The organism is Klebsiella sp. A52 (assembly GCF_018388785.1).
Classification (GTDB): Bacteria; Pseudomonadota; Gammaproteobacteria; order Enterobacterales; family Enterobacteriaceae; genus Klebsiella; species Klebsiella aerogenes.
In genome coordinates, this window is sequence record NZ_CP074437.1 from 2,306,751 (window position 1) to 2,323,634 (window position 16,884).

Sequence of the window (16,884 nt, forward strand, 5' to 3'; positions counted from 1 at the left end):
GATCCCGTACTTTCACTGCACGCATACTCTGTTGAGGCAGGAAAAAAATGACTTCATTGACCACCGATCCGGGTTTACTCCCCAATGCGCAGCGCAACACCCGGCGCATGAACCAGTTTGTCTCCATTGCCGCCGCGGTGGCGGGTTTGTTGTTCGGCCTTGATATTGGCGTGATTGCCGGGGCGCTACCTTTCATCACCGATCATTTCGTGTTATCCAGCCGTCTGCAGGAGTGGGTAGTCAGCAGTATGATGCTGGGCGCGGCGATTGGCGCGCTGTTCAACGGCTGGCTCTCTTTCCGTCTTGGCCGTAAATACAGCCTGATGGTCGGCGCAGTGCTATTTGTGGCGGGCTCTATCGGCTCGGCATTCGCCACCAGCGTCGAGATGCTGCTGGCGGCGCGCATTGTCCTTGGCGTCGCCGTCGGTATCGCCTCCTATACCGCGCCGCTCTATCTTTCTGAAATGGCGAGTGAAAATGTTCGCGGCAAGATGATCAGCATGTATCAGTTGATGGTCACGCTTGGCATCGTGCTGGCGTTCTTATCCGATACCGCTTTCAGCTACAGCGGCAACTGGCGAGCGATGCTTGGCGTGCTGGCGCTGCCGGCGGTATTGCTGATTATCCTGGTGGTGTTCCTGCCTAACAGCCCGCGCTGGCTGGCGGAAAAAGGCCGCCATATTGAGGCCGAAGAAGTGCTGCGCATGCTGCGCGATACCTCGGAAAAAGCCCGCGATGAGCTGAATGAAATCCGCGAAAGCCTAATGTTGAAGCAGGGCGGTTGGGCGCTATTCAAAGTGAACCGCAACGTGCGTCGGGCGGTGTTCCTCGGCATGTTATTGCAGGCGATGCAGCAGTTTACCGGCATGAATATCATCATGTATTACGCGCCGCGGATCTTCAAAATGGCCGGTTTTACCACCACCGAACAGCAGATGATCGCCACGCTGGTGGTCGGCCTGACCTTTATGTTCGCGACCTTTATCGCGGTGTTTACCGTCGACAAGGCCGGACGTAAACCGGCGTTGAAAATCGGCTTTAGCGTGATGGCGTTGGGCACCCTGGTGCTGGGCTATTGTCTGATGCAGTTTGATAACGGTACCGCCGGTAGCGGCCTCTCCTGGCTGTCGGTGGGGATGACCATGATGTGTATTGCCGGATACGCGATGAGCGCCGCGCCAGTAGTGTGGATCCTCTGCTCTGAGATCCAGCCGCTGAAATGCCGCGACTTCGGTATCACCTGTTCGACCACCACCAACTGGGTATCGAACATGATTATTGGCGCGACCTTCCTGACGCTGCTGGACGCGATTGGCGCGGCAGGCACGTTCTGGCTCTATACCGCGCTGAACGTGGCCTTTATCGGCGTGACCTTCTGGCTGATCCCGGAAACTAAAAACGTGACGCTGGAGCACATCGAACGCAAGCTGATGTCCGGCGAAAAGCTGCGTAACATCGGCAACTGATCACATTGATTCGCGCGGCAGCCATGGGCTGGGAACCTTAACGGTATCCCGATGGCTGTCGCCGTTAATGATATGTAGGGCGCTCAGGCGGCCAATTTCATAATGCGGTAACTGCACCGTCGACAGCGGCGGCAGGAACAGATCGCCAATCCCCACCATGTTGTCATAACCCACCACCGCCACATCTTCAGGAATTCGCAGGCCCTGCGCCAGCAGCGTCTGGTAGACCATAAAAGCGATGCGATCGTTGCCGCACACCACGGAATCAAACCGCGGTTTACCTTGCTCAATATGGGCCAGCAGCTGGCCGGGAATATCGCGATAGTGTTCGTCACCGTAGGTCATATAGCCGTGATCGAGCGTATCCGGATCAACCTGCGCCTCACGGCAGGCGCGTTCCAGCCCCTGTCGGCGGCGTATCGTCGCCAGATGCCTTGCCGGAAGATGCAAACAGAGCGGGCGGCGATAGCCGGCGGCCAGTAGCGCTTTCACCGCGTCGTACTGGCCCTGCTCATCATCCGGAATATAGCTGGCGACGTTCTCGTTCAGGCTTTCGCAGTTGGCCAGCACGCAGGGCAGCGTCAACAATTTGCTCGGCAGCGGGACCTGGCGCAGCCCCATGGTGGTGTAGATAATGCCGTCCGGGCGATGGGAAAGCAGCAGGTCGAGTATGGCATCAGGGTTGTCGTCCGAGAACATGTTGACCACAAAGCTGTTCCAGCCGTGGGCCCGCGCCGTCTCTTCGATAGAGAGCGTTATCTCTACCGAGAATGGGGTGGTCACCGTGTCCAGCGCCAGCACGCCGATGGTGCTTGGGGTTGCCCGGGCGCCGCGAATTTTCTTTGCCGACAGATCGGGCACGTAATTGGTCTGTTCAATCGCCGCCTGTACGCGGGCGAGCGTATCCGCCTTCAGGCGCTCCGGGCTGTTCAGCGCGCGGGATACCGTCATCAGTGAGACATTGGCTAGCTTCGCTACATCTTTCAGAGATGCCATGGTGATTACTCCGGTATACAACTAAGTCGCTGATGTAAAAGGATCATACGATAGTCTATCCCAGCCCGATGGTGAAGCATGGCGAGGAATAGTTGATCGCGATCGCATCTCCATTATGTTAACGTTAACTTTTGTGATTAACATCATGAATCGTCACAAAACCAGATGAGAGTTGTTTTTTGTTAACGTTACCATTCGCGCATTACTCCAACACGAGAATGTCATGATGAAGACGCATCACTCTCACAGCTACCCCTTACTCAGTGCCTTACTGTTTTTCTTTTTTGTTACCTGGTCTTCTTCCGGCTCGCTGCTTTCCATCTGGCTACATCAGGAAGTGGGGCTGAAAGCCGGGGATACCGGCATTATCTACGCGGTGCTGTCGGTCTCGGCGCTATTCGCCCAGATTTGCTACGGTTTTATCCAGGATAAACTGGGGCTGCGCAAAAATTTACTCTGGTATATCACGGTCTTACTGATCCTTTCCGGCCCGGCCTATCTGCTGTTTGGCTATCTGCTCAAAATCAACGTACTGCTCGGCAGTATTTTTGGCGGCATCTACATCGGCCTGACCTTTAACGGCGGCATTGGCGTGCTGGAGTCCTATACCGAGCGCGTGGCGCGGCAAAGCCAGTTTGAATTCGGCAAAGCGCGGATGTGGGGATCGCTGGGCTGGGCGGTGGCGACCTTTTTCGCCGGGCTGCTGTTTAACATAAACCCACAGCTGAACTTCGCCGTCGCCAGCTGTTCCGGTCTGGTTTTCTTCATGCTGCTGGCGCGGCTTAAGGTCTCTTCAGCGCCGCATGCCATGCAGGAGGCGGTCAGTGGCGGTAAAGTCACGCTGGAAGACGCGCTGCGCCTGCTGACGCTGCCGCGTTTCTGGGCGCTGGTATTTTTCGTCGTCGGCACCTGTATTTACGGCGTTTACGACCAGCAGTTCCCGGTCTACTTCTCTTCGCAGTTCGCCACGCTGCATGAAGGGAACGCCATGTATGGCTATCTCAACTCCTTCCAGGTGTTCCTCGAAGCGGCGGGGATGTTCTGCGCCCCGTGGCTGGTCAACCGCATCGGCGCGAAAAACGGCCTGATCTTCGCCGGCATGGTGATGGCGATGCGCATGGTGGCCTCCGGGCTGGTGGAAGGTCCGGTTCTGATCTCGATTACGAAACTGCTGCACGCCGTGGAATTGCCGGTGCTGCTGGTTTCTATCTTCAAATACAACAGCCTGAACTTTGATAAACGCCTTTCATCCACCCTGTATCTGGTGGGTTTCGCCTGCACCAGTTCGGTTATCGCCACCGTCCTGTCGCCGCTGGCGGGCTATAGCTATGAAAAATACGGCTTCGCCGACTCCTATCTGATCATGGGACTGCTGGTGTTCTGCACCACCTTCATCTCCATCTTCCTGCTGCGATCCAATAAGGCCTCTTCGGATTCGCTCATGTCGCAGCCATCCACTATCTGACTGAAAAGAGAAATGAATATGATGTATTCCATTAGTAACGCGGAGCGGGAACTGCAGGCGAAAAGCGTGGATCTCAACCCGCGCTGGTATCCGCGTTATCACCTGGCTGCCCGTGCCGGCTGGATCAACGACCCCAACGGGCTGGTATGGTTCGACGGCTGGTACCACGCGTTTTATCAGCACCACCCGTATTCAAACCAGTGGGGGCCGATGCACTGGGGCCACGCGCGCAGCAAGGACCTTGTGCATTGGGAACACCTGCCGGTGGCGCTGGCGCCGGAAGGGCCGGAAGATAAAGACGGCTGTTTCTCCGGCTCGGCGGTGGTTGATGGCGATACGCTGGCGCTCATCTACACCGGCCATAAATTTCATGGCGATCCCGCTGATGAAAATAACCTGTACCAGGTGCAGTGTCTGGCGACCAGCCGCGACGGCATCCATTTTGAGCGCCAGGGGATGGTCATTGATACACCGCCGGGGATGCACCATTTTCGCGACCCGAAAGTATGGCGTGAAGGTGAAAGCTGGTACATGGTGGTCGGCGCGCGGGTAGACGACGTCGGTCAGGTGCGGTTGTACCGTTCTGACGACCTGCGCCACTGGCAGGATGCCGGTATTCTTGCCCAGGCCGAAACGGGGATGGGCTACATGTGGGAGTGCCCGGATTTCTTTGAACTCGATGGCAAGCGGGTGCTGATGTTCTCTCCGCAGGGGATGGCCGCGGACGGCTTTGCCCGGCGCAATTTATTCCAGAGCGGCTATCTGCTGGGGGACTGGCAGCCGGGGCAACCTTTTGTCCGCGAAGAGGCGTTTGTCGAACTCGACAGCGGTCACGATTTCTATGCGCCGCAAAGCTTCCTCACCCCTGATGGCCGACGGATTGTTATCGGCTGGCTGGACATGTGGGAGTCGCCGCTGCCGGAGCAGCAGGACGGTTGGGCCGGTATGCTGTCGCTGCCGCGCGAGTTAAGCCTCGGCGCGAATAATCGGTTACTGATGCGTCCGGCAAAAGAGGTGGAAGGCCTGCGCCGCGACTGGTTCCCGTGGCCGGTCAGTTCGTTGAAGAATCAGCAGCTGACGATGGTAGAGCGCTGCGAAACCATGGAGGTCAACCTGCATTGGGATACGGCCAATAGCTGCGCCGAGCAGTACGGTTTGAGCTTTGGCGAAGGGTTGAAGGTATATGTCGACAATCAGATGCAGCGGCTGGTACTGGAGCGTCGCTATCCGCAATATGGTTTGTGCGGTACCCGCAGCGTTCCGTTACCCACCGGTTCGGCGCTGAAGCTGCGGTTATTTTTCGATAGCTCATCCGTTGAGGTTTTCGTCAATGACGGCGAAGCCTGCCTCAGCAGCCGTATTTATCCTGACGCGCAGCACAGAGAATTAGTTTTATTTTCCTGGAGCGGTAGCGCGGCATTAATTGATGGCGGAGCATGGGAGCTCTAATTAAATAGTAATTAACCCGAATAACCCGTTAGCAATCGCCGGCGGGTTTTCAATATTTACCGAAAAAATAAAACAATACCTTTAATATATAATAAGCAGGGTCTAACGATGAATAAAATCTGGGTTGGATGTCTTATCTCGTCTTTATTTATTCCCGCCGCTGGCGCACAGCCAACGCTTTCGCTTGAGGAGCGCCTGGCGCAGATGGAGCAGCGCTTAAAAGCCACCGAGCAGCGGGCGCAAAACGCCGAGGCGGAAATCCGCGAATTGAAGCAGCAGGAGCGCACGACGGCTAAAAGCAGCGCGCCAGCGCCCGCGACGGTTGCCGCGCCCGCGCTGGTGGTGAATAAAGATGTCGATTTAAAATTTTACGGTGATGTTGAATTTAATATGGATGGCGCCAGCCGAACCGGCAGCCTGACCTCGGTAAAAACCAGCGCGAATAAGAACTGGGCGCCGGGGGATAAAGAACGCTGGGATATCAATGGGCGTATTTTGTTAGGGTTCGATGGCTTACGTAAAGGCGCGAATGGTAAATATTCCGGCTTTAGCGTACAGCCGCTGGCGGATATGACCGGGAAAATGAATCTTGATGATGCCGTATTTTTCTTTGGTCAGGAAAATGACTGGAAAATAAAAGTGGGGCGCTTTGAAGCCTACGATATGTTCCCGCTGAATCAGGATACGTTTATTGAATATTCTGGTAATACCGCCAACGATCTCTATAGCGACGGTTACGGTTATATCTACATGATGAAAGAGGGGCGCGGGCGTAGCAGCAGCGGCGGTAATTTCCTGCTGAGCAAATATCTCGATAACTGGTACTTTGAGCTCAACACGCTGGTGGAAGACGGCAGCTCGTTATTCGTCGATCAAAACTATCACGGCAACGCGCTCGAAAATCATAAAAACGTGGTCTATGTGCGGCCGGTGGCGGCCTGGCAATCCGGCCCGTGGTCAGTGGCGGCGGCGGTTGAGAGCAACCTGGTGAACAATGCCTATGGCTATCAAAACCAGCATGGACGCTGGGTCGATCAGTCCAACCGTACCGGCTACGGACTGACCATGAGCTGGAATACGCTGAAAACCGATGCCGAGGATGGCATGGTGGTGAACCTCAGCACCGCTTATCTGGATGCGGCGGATGAAGAGGATTTCAGCGCCGGTATCAACGCGCTGTGGCATCGCGTCGAGCTGGGATATATCTACGCGCACAACAAAATCGACCAGTTTAATATGGCGGGCGTCAGCGGCGAGTGCGATGGCGACTGCGCGATTCTGACGCCGGGCCGCTATGACATCCACACGATCCATGCCTCCTGGCAACTGCCGAATATCATGGATATGCCGAACTTTAATATTTATCTCGGCGCCTATGCCTCATGGCTGGATTCGTCGGCCCAGCAGAGCGGGAACGACGACGAACGCTACGGCGCGCGCGTGCGCTTTAAATATTTCTTCTGATGTGGGCGCCGCCCAACAGCAACAGTGGAAAGTTATCGGCAGGTTTGCTTCACTGGAGCAAACCATAAAGGAGCAGATAATGAAAACCATCGGCCTGCTGGGCGGCATGAGCTGGGAATCCACCATTCCTTATTACCGGTTAATTAATGAAGGCATTAAAGCGCGGCTCGGCGGCCTGCATTCCGCCAGCCTGTTGCTTCATAGCGTTGATTTTCATGAGATTGAAGCCTGCCAGTCGGCAGGGGAGTGGGAGCGCGCCGGCGAGATCCTCGCCGCGGCGGCGCTGGGGCTACAGCAGGCCGGCGCCGAGGGCATCGTGCTGTGCACCAACACCATGCATAAGGTGGCTGAGGCGATTGAAGCCCGCTGCGAAGTGCCGTTCCTGCATATCGCCGACGCCACCGGGCGGGCGATCAGCGCTAAAGGCCAGCGTCGGGTTGCGTTATTGGGCACCCGCTACACCATGGAGCAGGATTTTTATCGTGGCCGTCTGCAGCAGCAGTTTGCCATTGAGACGCTGATCCCGCAGGCCGACGATCGGGCGCGCATCAATCAAATTATTTTTGATGAGCTGTGCCTCGGCACCTTTAGCGACGCCTCGCGCGACTATTATCTGCAGGTCATCGAGGCGCTGGCGGCGCAGGGGGCGGAAGGCGTTATCTTCGGCTGCACCGAAATCGGCCTGTTGGTACCGGAAACGAGTAGCCCGCTGCCGGTATTTGATACCGCGGCGATCCATGCCGCCGACGCGGTGGAATTTATGCTCTCTTAAGTACCGCTGCCAGCGGCTGTTCGATACGCGGCAGGCTGGTTTGCAGATGCTGAACAAAGGCGTCGACCAGCGCGGAACCGGGGCGATGTAGCGGGCGGATTAGGCTGACGGTAAAGGGCACGTCGACGCTGAAGCGCCGCACCACCACGCCGCTCTCAGCGTAGTCGAGGGCGGTGAGCGGGTTGACCACCGAAATGCCCGCTCCGGCGCGCACCAGCGCGCAGATCGACGCCGCGCTGTGGGTTTCAACCACCATCCGTCGTTTGACCTGGTGCTCCATAAACAGCGCATCAAGCAGCTGACGATAGCTGTCGGTGCGCGACAGGCTGATATAGTTTTCGCCGTGGAAATCGGCGGGGGTGAGTTCGGTTTTCGCGGCCAGCGGGTGATCCAGCGGCAGGACGCAGACCTCATTTAAGGTCAGCAGCGGCGTGCGCTCGGTGCCGGCCGGCGTATGCAGCGTTTCCGTTAACCCTAAATCGTGGCGCTGGGCGGATAGCCACTCCTCCAGCAGCGGCGACTCCTGCGGCACGATCTGCAGGCTGACGTCCGGATAGCGCGCGAGGAACGGCTGCAGCAGCAGCGGCAGAAATGACTGCGAAAAGACCGGCAGACAGGCTACTGACAGCTCCCCCTGGCGGAATTCGCGCAGGCTTTCCGCGGCGCTAACGATGCGATCCAGCCCGTACCATGAACGCTGTACTTCTTCAAACAGTCGCAGCCCTTGCACCGTCGGCTGCAGACGGCCGCGGGCGCGCTCAAACAGCTTTAAGCCGAGTACTTTCTCAAAACGCGCCAGCTCACGGCTGACCGTCGGCTGCGAGGTGTGCAGCATCCGCGCCGCTTCGGTCAGGTTGCCGGTGGTCATCACCGCGTGGAAAATCTCGATATGGCGTAAGTTGACGGCTGGCATGGGCGGCTCCAGGTTAGCATCAGATAGCCATATCATTTTTGCATAGACTCGCGACAAAACGATATTTTTTATTCTCTTCACGCTGTGGCGTAATCGAAAAAACATCGACAAACACATGCACGCACCGGAGTCCTTATGCCACGCTCGCTGAACGCCACCGATACCGATCTGACCGCCGACAATCTACTGCGCCTGCCCGCTGAGTTTGGCTGCCCGGTATGGGTCTATGATGCGCAGATTATCCGCCGCCAGATTGCCCAACTTAGCCAGTTTGACGTGGTGCGTTTTGCGCAGAAGGCCTGCTCCAATATTCATATTCTGCGTCTGATGCGCGAGCAGGGCGTGAAGGTGGATTCGGTGTCGCTTGGCGAGATCGAACGCGCGCTGGCGGCAGGTTACGATCCCGTGCGGCATCCGGACGATATCGTCTTTACCGCCGATCTGATCGATCGCGCGACCCTTGAGCGGGTGAAAGCATTACAGATCCCAGTGAATGCCGGATCCGTGGATATGCTTAGCCAGCTGGGTGAAGTCTCGCCGGGCCACCGCGTCTGGCTACGGGTCAACCCAGGATTTGGTCATGGCCACAGCCAGAAGACCAATACCGGCGGCGAAAACAGCAAACACGGTATCTGGTACAGCCAACTGCCGCAGGCGCTGGAGGTGATTCGCCGCCATTCGCTGCAGCTGGTCGGCATCCATATGCATATTGGCTCCGGCGTCGATTACGGCCATCTTGAGCAAGTATGCGGCGCGATGGTGCGCCAGGTGGTGGAGTTTGGCCAGGATCTACAGGCGATCTCCGCCGGCGGCGGTTTATCGATCCCCTATCACGAAGGCGAAGAGGCGATCGATACCGATCACTACTTTGGCCTGTGGAATGCCGCGCGCGAGCAGATCGCCAAACATCTGGGACATCCGGTAAAGCTGGAGATCGAACCGGGGCGTTTCCTGGTGGCGGAGTCCGGCGTGCTGGTATCGCAGGTGCGTAGCGTGAAAGAGATGGGTAGCCGCCACTTCGTGCTGATCGATGCCGGCTTTAACGATCTGATGCGCCCGGCCATGTACGGCAGCTATCATCATATTACCGCGCTGGCGGCGGACGGGCGCGACCTGAGTGGCGAACCACAGCTGGAAACCGTCGTCGCTGGGCCGCTGTGCGAATCCGGCGACGTCTTTACCCAGCAGGAGGGCGGTAAAGTGGAAACTCGCCTGCTGCCGGCGGTCGCGCCAGGGGATTACCTGGTACTGCACGACACCGGCGCCTACGGCGCATCGATGTCTTCAAACTACAACAGCCGCCCGTTGCTGCCGGAAGTGCTGTTTGATAACGGCAGCGCGCGCCTGATTCGCCGCCGCCAGACCATTGAAGAACTGCTGGCGCTGGAGCTTATTTAAAGAACGGCCCCGTCGTCACCGATTCACGCAGCACCAGCGTGCCGGTGAACGGCGGGATGGTTTCGATCGGCTGTTCGTTGGCAAGCTTAATCGCCTGGTCGATGGCGGTGGTGATCATATTGTCGATCGGCAGGTAGACCGTCGATAATCCCGGCTCCAGCCATTTTGCGCTGGGTGCGTCGTCAAAGCCGAAGAGCGACACGTCCTGCGGAATGCGTAGCCCCGCCTGATGCAGCGCTTTCGAGGCCCCCAACGCCATATCATCGTTACAGGAGAACAGCGCGCTAAACGGCGTTTTCTCTTCTAATAATTCCCGACATAGCTCATAACCGCGGGTCATCGTCGAATCGCCGTACTTTACCCGCGCCGGTTCCCACGCAATTCCGTGCTTTTCCAGCGCGCTGCGGTAGCCCGCCAGGCGCGCTTTACCCGTTGGGGTGTGCATCGGCACGGTCAGGCAGGCGATATCGCGGTGCCCCTGGGAGATCAGATAGTCGACGGCCTGAAACGCCGCTTCTTGCTGTTCGAAGAACACGCAGCGTTCCCGCGCCTGGCTGACATCGCGGTTAATCACCACCAGCGGCGTTTCGATGGACTCGATAAGCGACATGATTTTCTGTTCGCTCATATGGCGGGTGTAGAGCACGATGGCGTCGCACTGGCGGTCGGCCAACATTTGCACCGCTTCTTCTTCCCGCTCGGGCGCATCGTGGCCATCGGTGACGATAAGCTGCTTGCCCCAGGCTTCCGTTTGACGCGACGCCTGTTGCAGCAAGCGGCCAAAATAGAAACCGTCGAATGTCGATACCACCAGGCCAATGCTATTGCTGGTGCGATTCGCCAGCGAGCGGGCGAGAAAATTGGGCCGGTAGCCCAGCTCTTCCATCGCTTTGAAGACCTGTTGGCGGGTACTCTCTTTTACCTGACCTGTGCCGTTCAACACGCGGGAAACCGTCGCTTTCGAGACGCCTGCGCGTATTGAGACATCCAGCATTGTTGCCATTCGTCGATTCCTGATAACCCGTGATAGGGCGCAGTTTACCACAGTCATTCAGAGGGATATGAGCCTGACGACGGCAAAGACTATCGCGATCACGCTTTTTGCGGAAATCCTGTTGAAGGCATTTTCCGACCCATGATGCGCAGGCGGGCGCGGCGCGCTAGAATTCATCGATTCACAGGGGGTAAAAATGCAGATTCAACCGTTGTACGCCGCGCCGCAGCATGCGCCACAGGTGGCGGAGTGGCTATGGCAGGCTTTTGCCGACGATGCCTTACCGCAGGCGTTTTTTAGCAGTATTGTTGAACATAGCCAAACGCCGGGGGCGCTGCCGCTGACCTTTATTGCCACCGATGGCGAGGCGCTATTGGGGACCGTAGGGCTGTGGCGTTGCGATTTGATAAGCCGTCAGGATCTGTTCCCCTGGATGGCGGCGCTGTTTGTCGCCGAAACGGCGCGCGGGCAGGGGTTGGCCGGTAAGCTGCAGCGGCACGTTATCGACTATGCCCGCCAGTGCGGTTATTCACAGCTTTATCTCTATTCCGCCTGCCGCGACTTTTACGAACGCTTTGGCTGGCGCTATATCGGCGAGGGGCTGGATTACCCGGCCACCGCCGTGAACCTCTACCGCTACGATTTATCGCCTTCCGCGGGCGTTATCACCGAGTGACGGCGCACCAGCGTCGGGCTGAAGAGGTGGGTGATTTCCGGCGCCGGGCGCTGTTCCGCCAATGCCAGGGCCAGCTCCGCCGCCTGGGTCGCCATGGTGACGATCGGATAACGCACGGTGGTCAGGCGGGGACGCACGTAGCGCGAGATCAGTACGTCATCGAAGCCAATCAGCGAAATTTCCTGCGGCACCTCGATACCATTGTCGTTGAGCACCCCCATTGCGCCGGCGGCCATTGAATCGTTGTAACAGGCGACGGCGGTAAAGTTTCTGCCGCGGCCTAACAGCTCGGTCATCGCCAGCTCGCCGCCGCTTTCGTCAGGTTCGGCGAAGGTGACCAGCCGGTCATTGACGGGCAGGCCGCTCTCTTTCAGGGCATCGTAGTAACCTTGCAGCCGGTCTTCGGCATCGGAAATCGCGTGGTTGGAGCAAATATAGCCAATGCGGCTGTGGCCCTGCTGAATCAGATGGCGGGTCGCCAGCCAGGCGCCGTAGCGGTCGTCAAGCGCCACGCTGCGCTGCTCGAAACCGGGAACGATGCGGTTGATCAACACCATGCCGGGGATCTGTTTCATCAGCCCTGCCAGCTCGTCGTCGGGGATCATTTTAGCGTGTACCACCAGCGCCGCGCAGCGGTGGCGAATGAGTTGTTCAATCGCCTGACGTTCCTTTTGCACGTTGTGGTAGCCGTTGCCGATAAGCAGAAAATTACCGGTGCCGTAGGCCACCTGTTCGACGGCTTTGACCATCGCGCCGAAGAAGGGATCGGAAACGTCGCCCACCACCAGGCCGATGGTTTCCGTCGACTGCTGCGCCAGCGCGCGGGCGTTGGCGTTGGGGTGGTAGTTCAGCGTTTCCATCGCCGCCGTTACCGACTGACGAGAGGCTTCACTCGCTTTTGGCGAGTTGTTGATAACGCGTGAGACGGTAGCGACGGACACTCCAGCGAGTCGGGCTACATCCTTAATTGTCGCCATACCGGACCTTTTTTAGGGTAAGCGTTTACATAATAGTTATGTTACGGGAAAGCGCAGCAGATTCAAGGCTACAGCTATTCTGGTTGATACAAATGTGACGCAGACAGAGATTAGCGGTGACAAAGTTACACAGCACAATGCGTGGGATGCAACGGTGAAAAGAGAATTCTCATCTTTGCTTACACTTTGCGATTAGCTGTTGCGAATGTTCGCTGGTTTCGTTGAGTGATGCATTGATACTCTGGCTATCCCAGAGGTATTGATAGGTGGAGTCAACGTCACGTTGACCACTTAATTACACCAACCTGCGCAGATGCGCAGGTTTTTTTTTGCCTGTCATTCAGCCTGTTACAGACAGCGAAAATCGCAATACCTGGTTGCACTTAGGCTCATTCCCTTGCGTTTTCGCGCTGGCGCGGTCGTGGGTAAAAACGCGACAATCAGGGTCCCAGAGGTATTGATTGGTGAGTTTCTTAAGTACGCACTTCGTACTGATTATCTTGCACCGACCTGCGCGGATGCGCAGGTTTTTTTTATTCTGAATTTTCTTCCCCCACACTGCTTTTCCCCGCCTTCTCATGTAACCTGCTCGGAATACTAAATCAGCCACGCGGAGTCGTTATGCTGTTGGGATTTTTTCGATTACTGTTCAAAGGATTGTACCGGGTACGATTGACCGGAGACACTCAGGCGCTTTATCAGGAAAAAGTATTAATTACGCCAAATCATGTCTCATTTCTCGACGGTATTTTACTGGCGCTCTTTCTGCCCGTTCGGCCGGTGTTTGCGGTCTATACCTCGATTAGCCAGCGCTGGTTTATGCGGGCGCTGACGCCGCTTATCGACTTTGTGCCGCTGGACCCCACCAAACCGATGTCAATTAAGCATCTGGTGCGCCTGATTGAGCAGGGGCGTCCGGTCGTTATCTTCCCGGAAGGGCGTATTTCGGTGAGCGGTTCGCTGATGAAAATCTATGACGGCGCGGCGTTTGTGGCGGCGAAGTCGAAAGCGACTATTGTGCCGCTGCGAATTGAAGGCGCCGAACTTACGCCGTTCAGCCGCCTGAAGGGGCTGGTAAAACGCCGCCTGTTCCCGCGTATTCAGCTCCATTTACTGCCGCCGACGCATCTGCCGATGCCGGAAGCGCCGCGCGCCCGCGATCGGCGAAAAATCGCCGGCGAAATGCTGCACCAGATTATGATGGAAGCGCGTATGGCCGTGCGTCCGCGTGAAACGTTGTATGAGTCGCTACTGGCGGCGCAGGACCGCTTTGGCGCGCGCAAAAACTGCGTGGAAGATATTAATTTCCAGCCGGATACCTACCGTAAACTGTTGACCAAAACGCTGTTCGTCGCGCGTATTCTGGAAAAATACAGCGCGCAGGGCGAGAAAATCGGCCTGATGCTGCCTAACGCCGGTATTAGCGCGGCGGTGATTTTCGGCGCGATTGCCCGCGGGCGTATCCCGGCAATGATGAACTATACCGCCGGCGTCAAAGGGCTCACTAGCGCGATTACCGCCGCGGAAATCAAAACCATTTTTACTTCCCGTACCTTCCTCGATAAGGGCAAGCTCTGGCACCTGCCGGAGCAGCTGACTCAGGTGCGCTGGGTGTTTCTGGAAGATCTGAAAGGCGATGTCACTACCGCCGACAAGCTGTGGATTTTTAGCCATCTGCTGGCGCCGCGTCTGGCGCAGGTCAAGCAGCAGCCGGAAGATGCGGCGATGATCCTCTTTACCTCCGGCTCGGAGGGGAATCCAAAAGGGGTGGTGCATAGCCATAAAAGCCTGCTGGCTAACGTGGAGCAGATTAAAACCATCGCCGACTTTACCGCCAACGATCGCTTTATGTCGGCACTGCCGCTGTTCCACTCCTTCGGCCTGACGGTCGGCCTGCTGACGCCGCTGTTTACCGGCGCGGAAGTGTTTCTCTATCCAAGCCCGCTGCACTATCGGGTGGTGCCGGAGTTGGTCTACGATCGTAACTGTACCGTGTTGTTCGGCACCTCAACCTTCCTCGCCAACTATGCCCGCTTTGCCAACCCGTATGATTTTTATCGTCTGCGCTATGTGGTGGCAGGGGCGGAAAAACTGCAGGACAGTACCAAACAGCTGTGGCAGGACAAATTCGGCCTGCGCATCCTTGAAGGCTACGGCGTGACCGAATGCGCGCCGGTGGTCTCCATCAACGTTCCGATGGCGGCGAAAGTCGGCACCGTCGGGCGCATTCTTCCGGGGATGGATGCCCGATTGCTGGCGATGCCCGGCATCGAACAGGGAGGCCGACTGCAGTTAAAAGGGCCTAACATCATGAAAGGCTATTTGCGGGTAGAAAACCCCGGCGTGCTGGAAGCGCCGACGGCGGAAAACCAGTACGGTGAAGTGGAGAGCGGCTGGTACGATACCGGCGATATCGTCGTCTTTGACGAGCAGGGATACGTGCGTATCCAGGGCCGCGCCAAACGCTTCGCCAAAATCGCCGGCGAAATGGTCTCGCTGGAGATGGTCGAGCAGGTCGCTTTGGCGGTCTCGCCGGACAAAATGCACGCCACGGCCATTAAGCAGGACGCCAGCAAAGGCGAGGCGCTGGTGCTGTTTACCACCGATAATGAACTCAATCGCGAAAAGCTGCTGCGCTACGCACGTGAACATGGCGTACCGGAACTGGCGGTGCCGCGCGATATTCGTTGGCTGAAACAGCTGCCGGTACTGGGCAGCGGCAAGCCAGACTTTGTCACCCTGAAAGGTATGGTAGAAGAGGCGGAACATTCAAATGAGTGAGTCAGTGCACACTAACGCTTCACTGTACTCGAAAGGGATGATGGCGGTGATCTGCGCCCAGTTCCTGTCGGCCTTCGGCGATAACGCGCTGCTGTTCGCCACCCTGGCGCTGATGAAGCAGCTCTACTATCCGGAGTGGAGCCAGCCGGTATTGCAGATGCTGTTTGTGGGCGCTTACATTCTCTTTGCGCCGTTTGTCGGGCAGTTTGCCGACAGCTTCGCCAAAGGCCGGGTAATGATGGTCGCTAACGGACTGAAGCTGCTCGGCGCCGGGTGTATTTGCTTTGGCGTCAATCCGTTTATCGGCTATACGCTGGTGGGGATCGGCGCGGCGGCCTATTCGCCGGCGAAATACGGTATTCTCGGCGAACTGACCACCGGCGATAAGTTAGTGAAGGCTAACGGGCTGATGGAGTCGTCGACCATTGCGGCGATCCTGCTGGGGTCGATGGCGGGCGGCATTCTTGCGGACTGGCACGTGCTGGCGGCGCTTATCGTTTGTGCGCTGGTTTATGGCGGCGCGGTGGTCGCTAACCTGTGGATCCCGAAGCTACCGGCCGCCCGTCCTGGACAGTCGTGGCGTTTCCGGCCGATGACCCAAAGCTTTTTCAGCGCCTGTAAAACGCTGTGGCGTAATAGCGAAACGCGTTTTTCATTGATGGGCACCAGTTTGTTCTGGGGGGCGGGGGTGACGCTGCGCTTCCTGCTGGTGATTTGGGTGCCGGTGGCGCTTGGGATCACCAGCAACGCAATGCCGACCTACCTCAATGCGATGGTCGCCGTCGGGATTGTAGTTGGCGCAGGCGCAGCGGCGAAGCTGGTAACGCTGGAAACCGTCTCGCGCTGTATGCCCGCCGGGATATTGATTGGCGTCGCGGTGATAGTCTTCGCGGTGCAGCAGTCGCTACTGCCAGCATTTGGCCTACTGCTGCTGCTCGGTGTATGCGGCGGCTTCTTTATCGTGCCGCTGAACGCGCTGCTGCAGGAGCGAGGGAAACATACCGTTGGCGCAGGCAACGCCATTGCGGTGCAGAACCTCGGTGAAAACGTGGCGATGCTGCTAATGCTGGGGCTGTACTCGCTAGCGGTCAGCGTTGGGATCCCGCCGGTTGGCGTGGGGATAGGGTTTGGCGCGGTCTTTGCGCTAGCCATTGCCGCGTTGTGGTGGTGGGGACGGCGTAAATAATCCCCGGCTTGCGCTACGCTTAGCCGGGCTGCCGAACTACCGAATGTCGCTGGTGGTGTAGCCCGGATAAGGCGCCAGCCGCTATCCGGGACTCCCCCCGGCTTGCGCTACGCTTAGCCGGGCTACCGAACTACCGAATATCGCGGGTTGTGTAGCCCGGATAAGGCGCCAGCCGCTATCCGGGACACCCCGCGCTTGCGCTACGCTTAGCCGGGCTGCCGAACTACCGAATGTCGCGGGTGGTGTAGCCCGGATAAGGTGCCAGCCGCTATCCGGGACACCCCGCGGCTTGCGCTACGCTTAGCCGGGCTGCCGAACTACCGAATGTCGCTGGTGGTGTAGCCCGG

13 protein-coding genes are annotated in these 16,884 nt (G+C 57.7%); 9 read left to right on the plus strand and 4 right to left on the minus strand.

Annotated features, from left to right (window positions below; all coding sequences use genetic code 11):
• Positions 1-47: 47 nt before the first annotated feature.
• Entirely contained in the window at positions 48-1,466 is a 1,419-nt protein-coding gene (locus KGA69_RS10905; protein WP_213293091.1) for an arabinose-proton symporter AraE, read from the plus strand.
• Here the strand turns inward: KGA69_RS10905 and KGA69_RS10910 are convergent, their stop codons facing one another.
• Positions 1,467-2,462 carry a LacI family DNA-binding transcriptional regulator gene (locus KGA69_RS10910; protein WP_047044184.1) on the minus strand — a complete coding sequence of 332 codons (996 nt, stop codon included), beginning with the start codon at positions 2,460-2,462 and terminating at the stop codon, positions 1,467-1,469.
• 223 nt (positions 2,463-2,685) lie between these two features.
• Between KGA69_RS10910 and KGA69_RS10915 the strand changes: the two genes are divergently transcribed.
• The 4 genes from KGA69_RS10915 to KGA69_RS10930 all read left to right on the plus strand — a co-directional run bounded on the left by KGA69_RS10915 (position 2,686) and on the right by KGA69_RS10930 (position 7,612).
• Positions 2,686-3,927: an MFS transporter gene (locus tag KGA69_RS10915; protein ID WP_045373827.1), complete on the plus strand. Its 1,242-nt coding sequence runs from the start codon at positions 2,686-2,688 to the stop codon at positions 3,925-3,927.
• Between the two features lie 18 nt (positions 3,928-3,945).
• Positions 3,946-5,376: a glycoside hydrolase family 32 protein gene (locus tag KGA69_RS10920; RefSeq protein ID WP_213293092.1), complete on the plus strand. Its 1,431-nt coding sequence runs from the start codon at positions 3,946-3,948 to the stop codon at positions 5,374-5,376.
• Positions 5,377-5,484: 108 nt separating this feature from the next.
• Complete coding sequence (locus KGA69_RS10925; protein ID WP_045396665.1) at positions 5,485-6,840, plus strand: carbohydrate porin; 1,356 nt, start codon at positions 5,485-5,487, stop codon at positions 6,838-6,840.
• Positions 6,841-6,919: 79 nt separating this feature from the next.
• Positions 6,920-7,612, plus strand: a complete 693-nt coding sequence (locus KGA69_RS10930; protein ID WP_045396669.1) for an aspartate/glutamate racemase — start codon at positions 6,920-6,922, stop codon at positions 7,610-7,612.
• On the opposite strand, the gene KGA69_RS10935 is transcribed toward KGA69_RS10930, so the two are convergent.
• Positions 7,599-8,525, minus strand: coding sequence for a LysR family transcriptional regulator (locus tag KGA69_RS10935; protein ID WP_045396671.1), 927 nt, complete (start codon positions 8,523-8,525; stop codon positions 7,599-7,601). The genes KGA69_RS10930 and KGA69_RS10935 overlap by 14 nt on opposite strands.
• A 135-nt stretch (positions 8,526-8,660) precedes the next feature.
• On the opposite strand from KGA69_RS10935, the gene lysA reads away from it, so the two are divergent.
• Entirely contained in the window at positions 8,661-9,923 is a 1,263-nt protein-coding gene (gene lysA / locus KGA69_RS10940) for a diaminopimelate decarboxylase (RefSeq protein ID WP_045396674.1), read from the plus strand.
• On the opposite strand, the gene KGA69_RS10945 is transcribed toward lysA, so the two are convergent.
• Entirely contained in the window at positions 9,916-10,917 is a 1,002-nt protein-coding gene (locus tag KGA69_RS10945; RefSeq protein ID WP_161801907.1) for a LacI family DNA-binding transcriptional regulator, read from the minus strand. The two genes, lysA and KGA69_RS10945, sit on opposite strands and share 8 nt — an antisense overlap.
• A 196-nt stretch (positions 10,918-11,113) precedes the next feature.
• Here KGA69_RS10945 and KGA69_RS10950 point away from each other — a divergent pair, with 196 nt between their 5' ends.
• Positions 11,114-11,593, plus strand: a complete 480-nt coding sequence (locus KGA69_RS10950; protein ID WP_213293093.1) for a GNAT family N-acetyltransferase — start codon at positions 11,114-11,116, stop codon at positions 11,591-11,593.
• On the opposite strand, the gene galR is transcribed toward KGA69_RS10950, so the two are convergent.
• On the minus strand, positions 11,554-12,570 hold the full coding sequence (galR, locus tag KGA69_RS10955) for an HTH-type transcriptional regulator GalR (protein ID WP_045396693.1): 1,017 nt from the start codon (positions 12,568-12,570) through the stop codon (positions 11,554-11,556). The two genes, KGA69_RS10950 and galR, sit on opposite strands and share 40 nt — an antisense overlap.
• A 621-nt stretch (positions 12,571-13,191) precedes the next feature.
• On the opposite strand from galR, the gene aas reads away from it, so the two are divergent.
• Positions 13,192-15,351, plus strand: coding sequence for a bifunctional acyl-ACP--phospholipid O-acyltransferase/long-chain-fatty-acid--ACP ligase (aas, locus tag KGA69_RS10960; protein ID WP_045396698.1), 2,160 nt, complete (start codon positions 13,192-13,194; stop codon positions 15,349-15,351).
• On the plus strand, positions 15,344-16,537 hold the full coding sequence (lplT, locus tag KGA69_RS10965; protein WP_045396702.1) for a lysophospholipid transporter LplT: 1,194 nt from the start codon (positions 15,344-15,346) through the stop codon (positions 16,535-16,537). Before aas ends, lplT begins: the two co-directional genes overlap by 8 nt.
• Positions 16,538-16,884 lie beyond the last annotated feature (347 nt).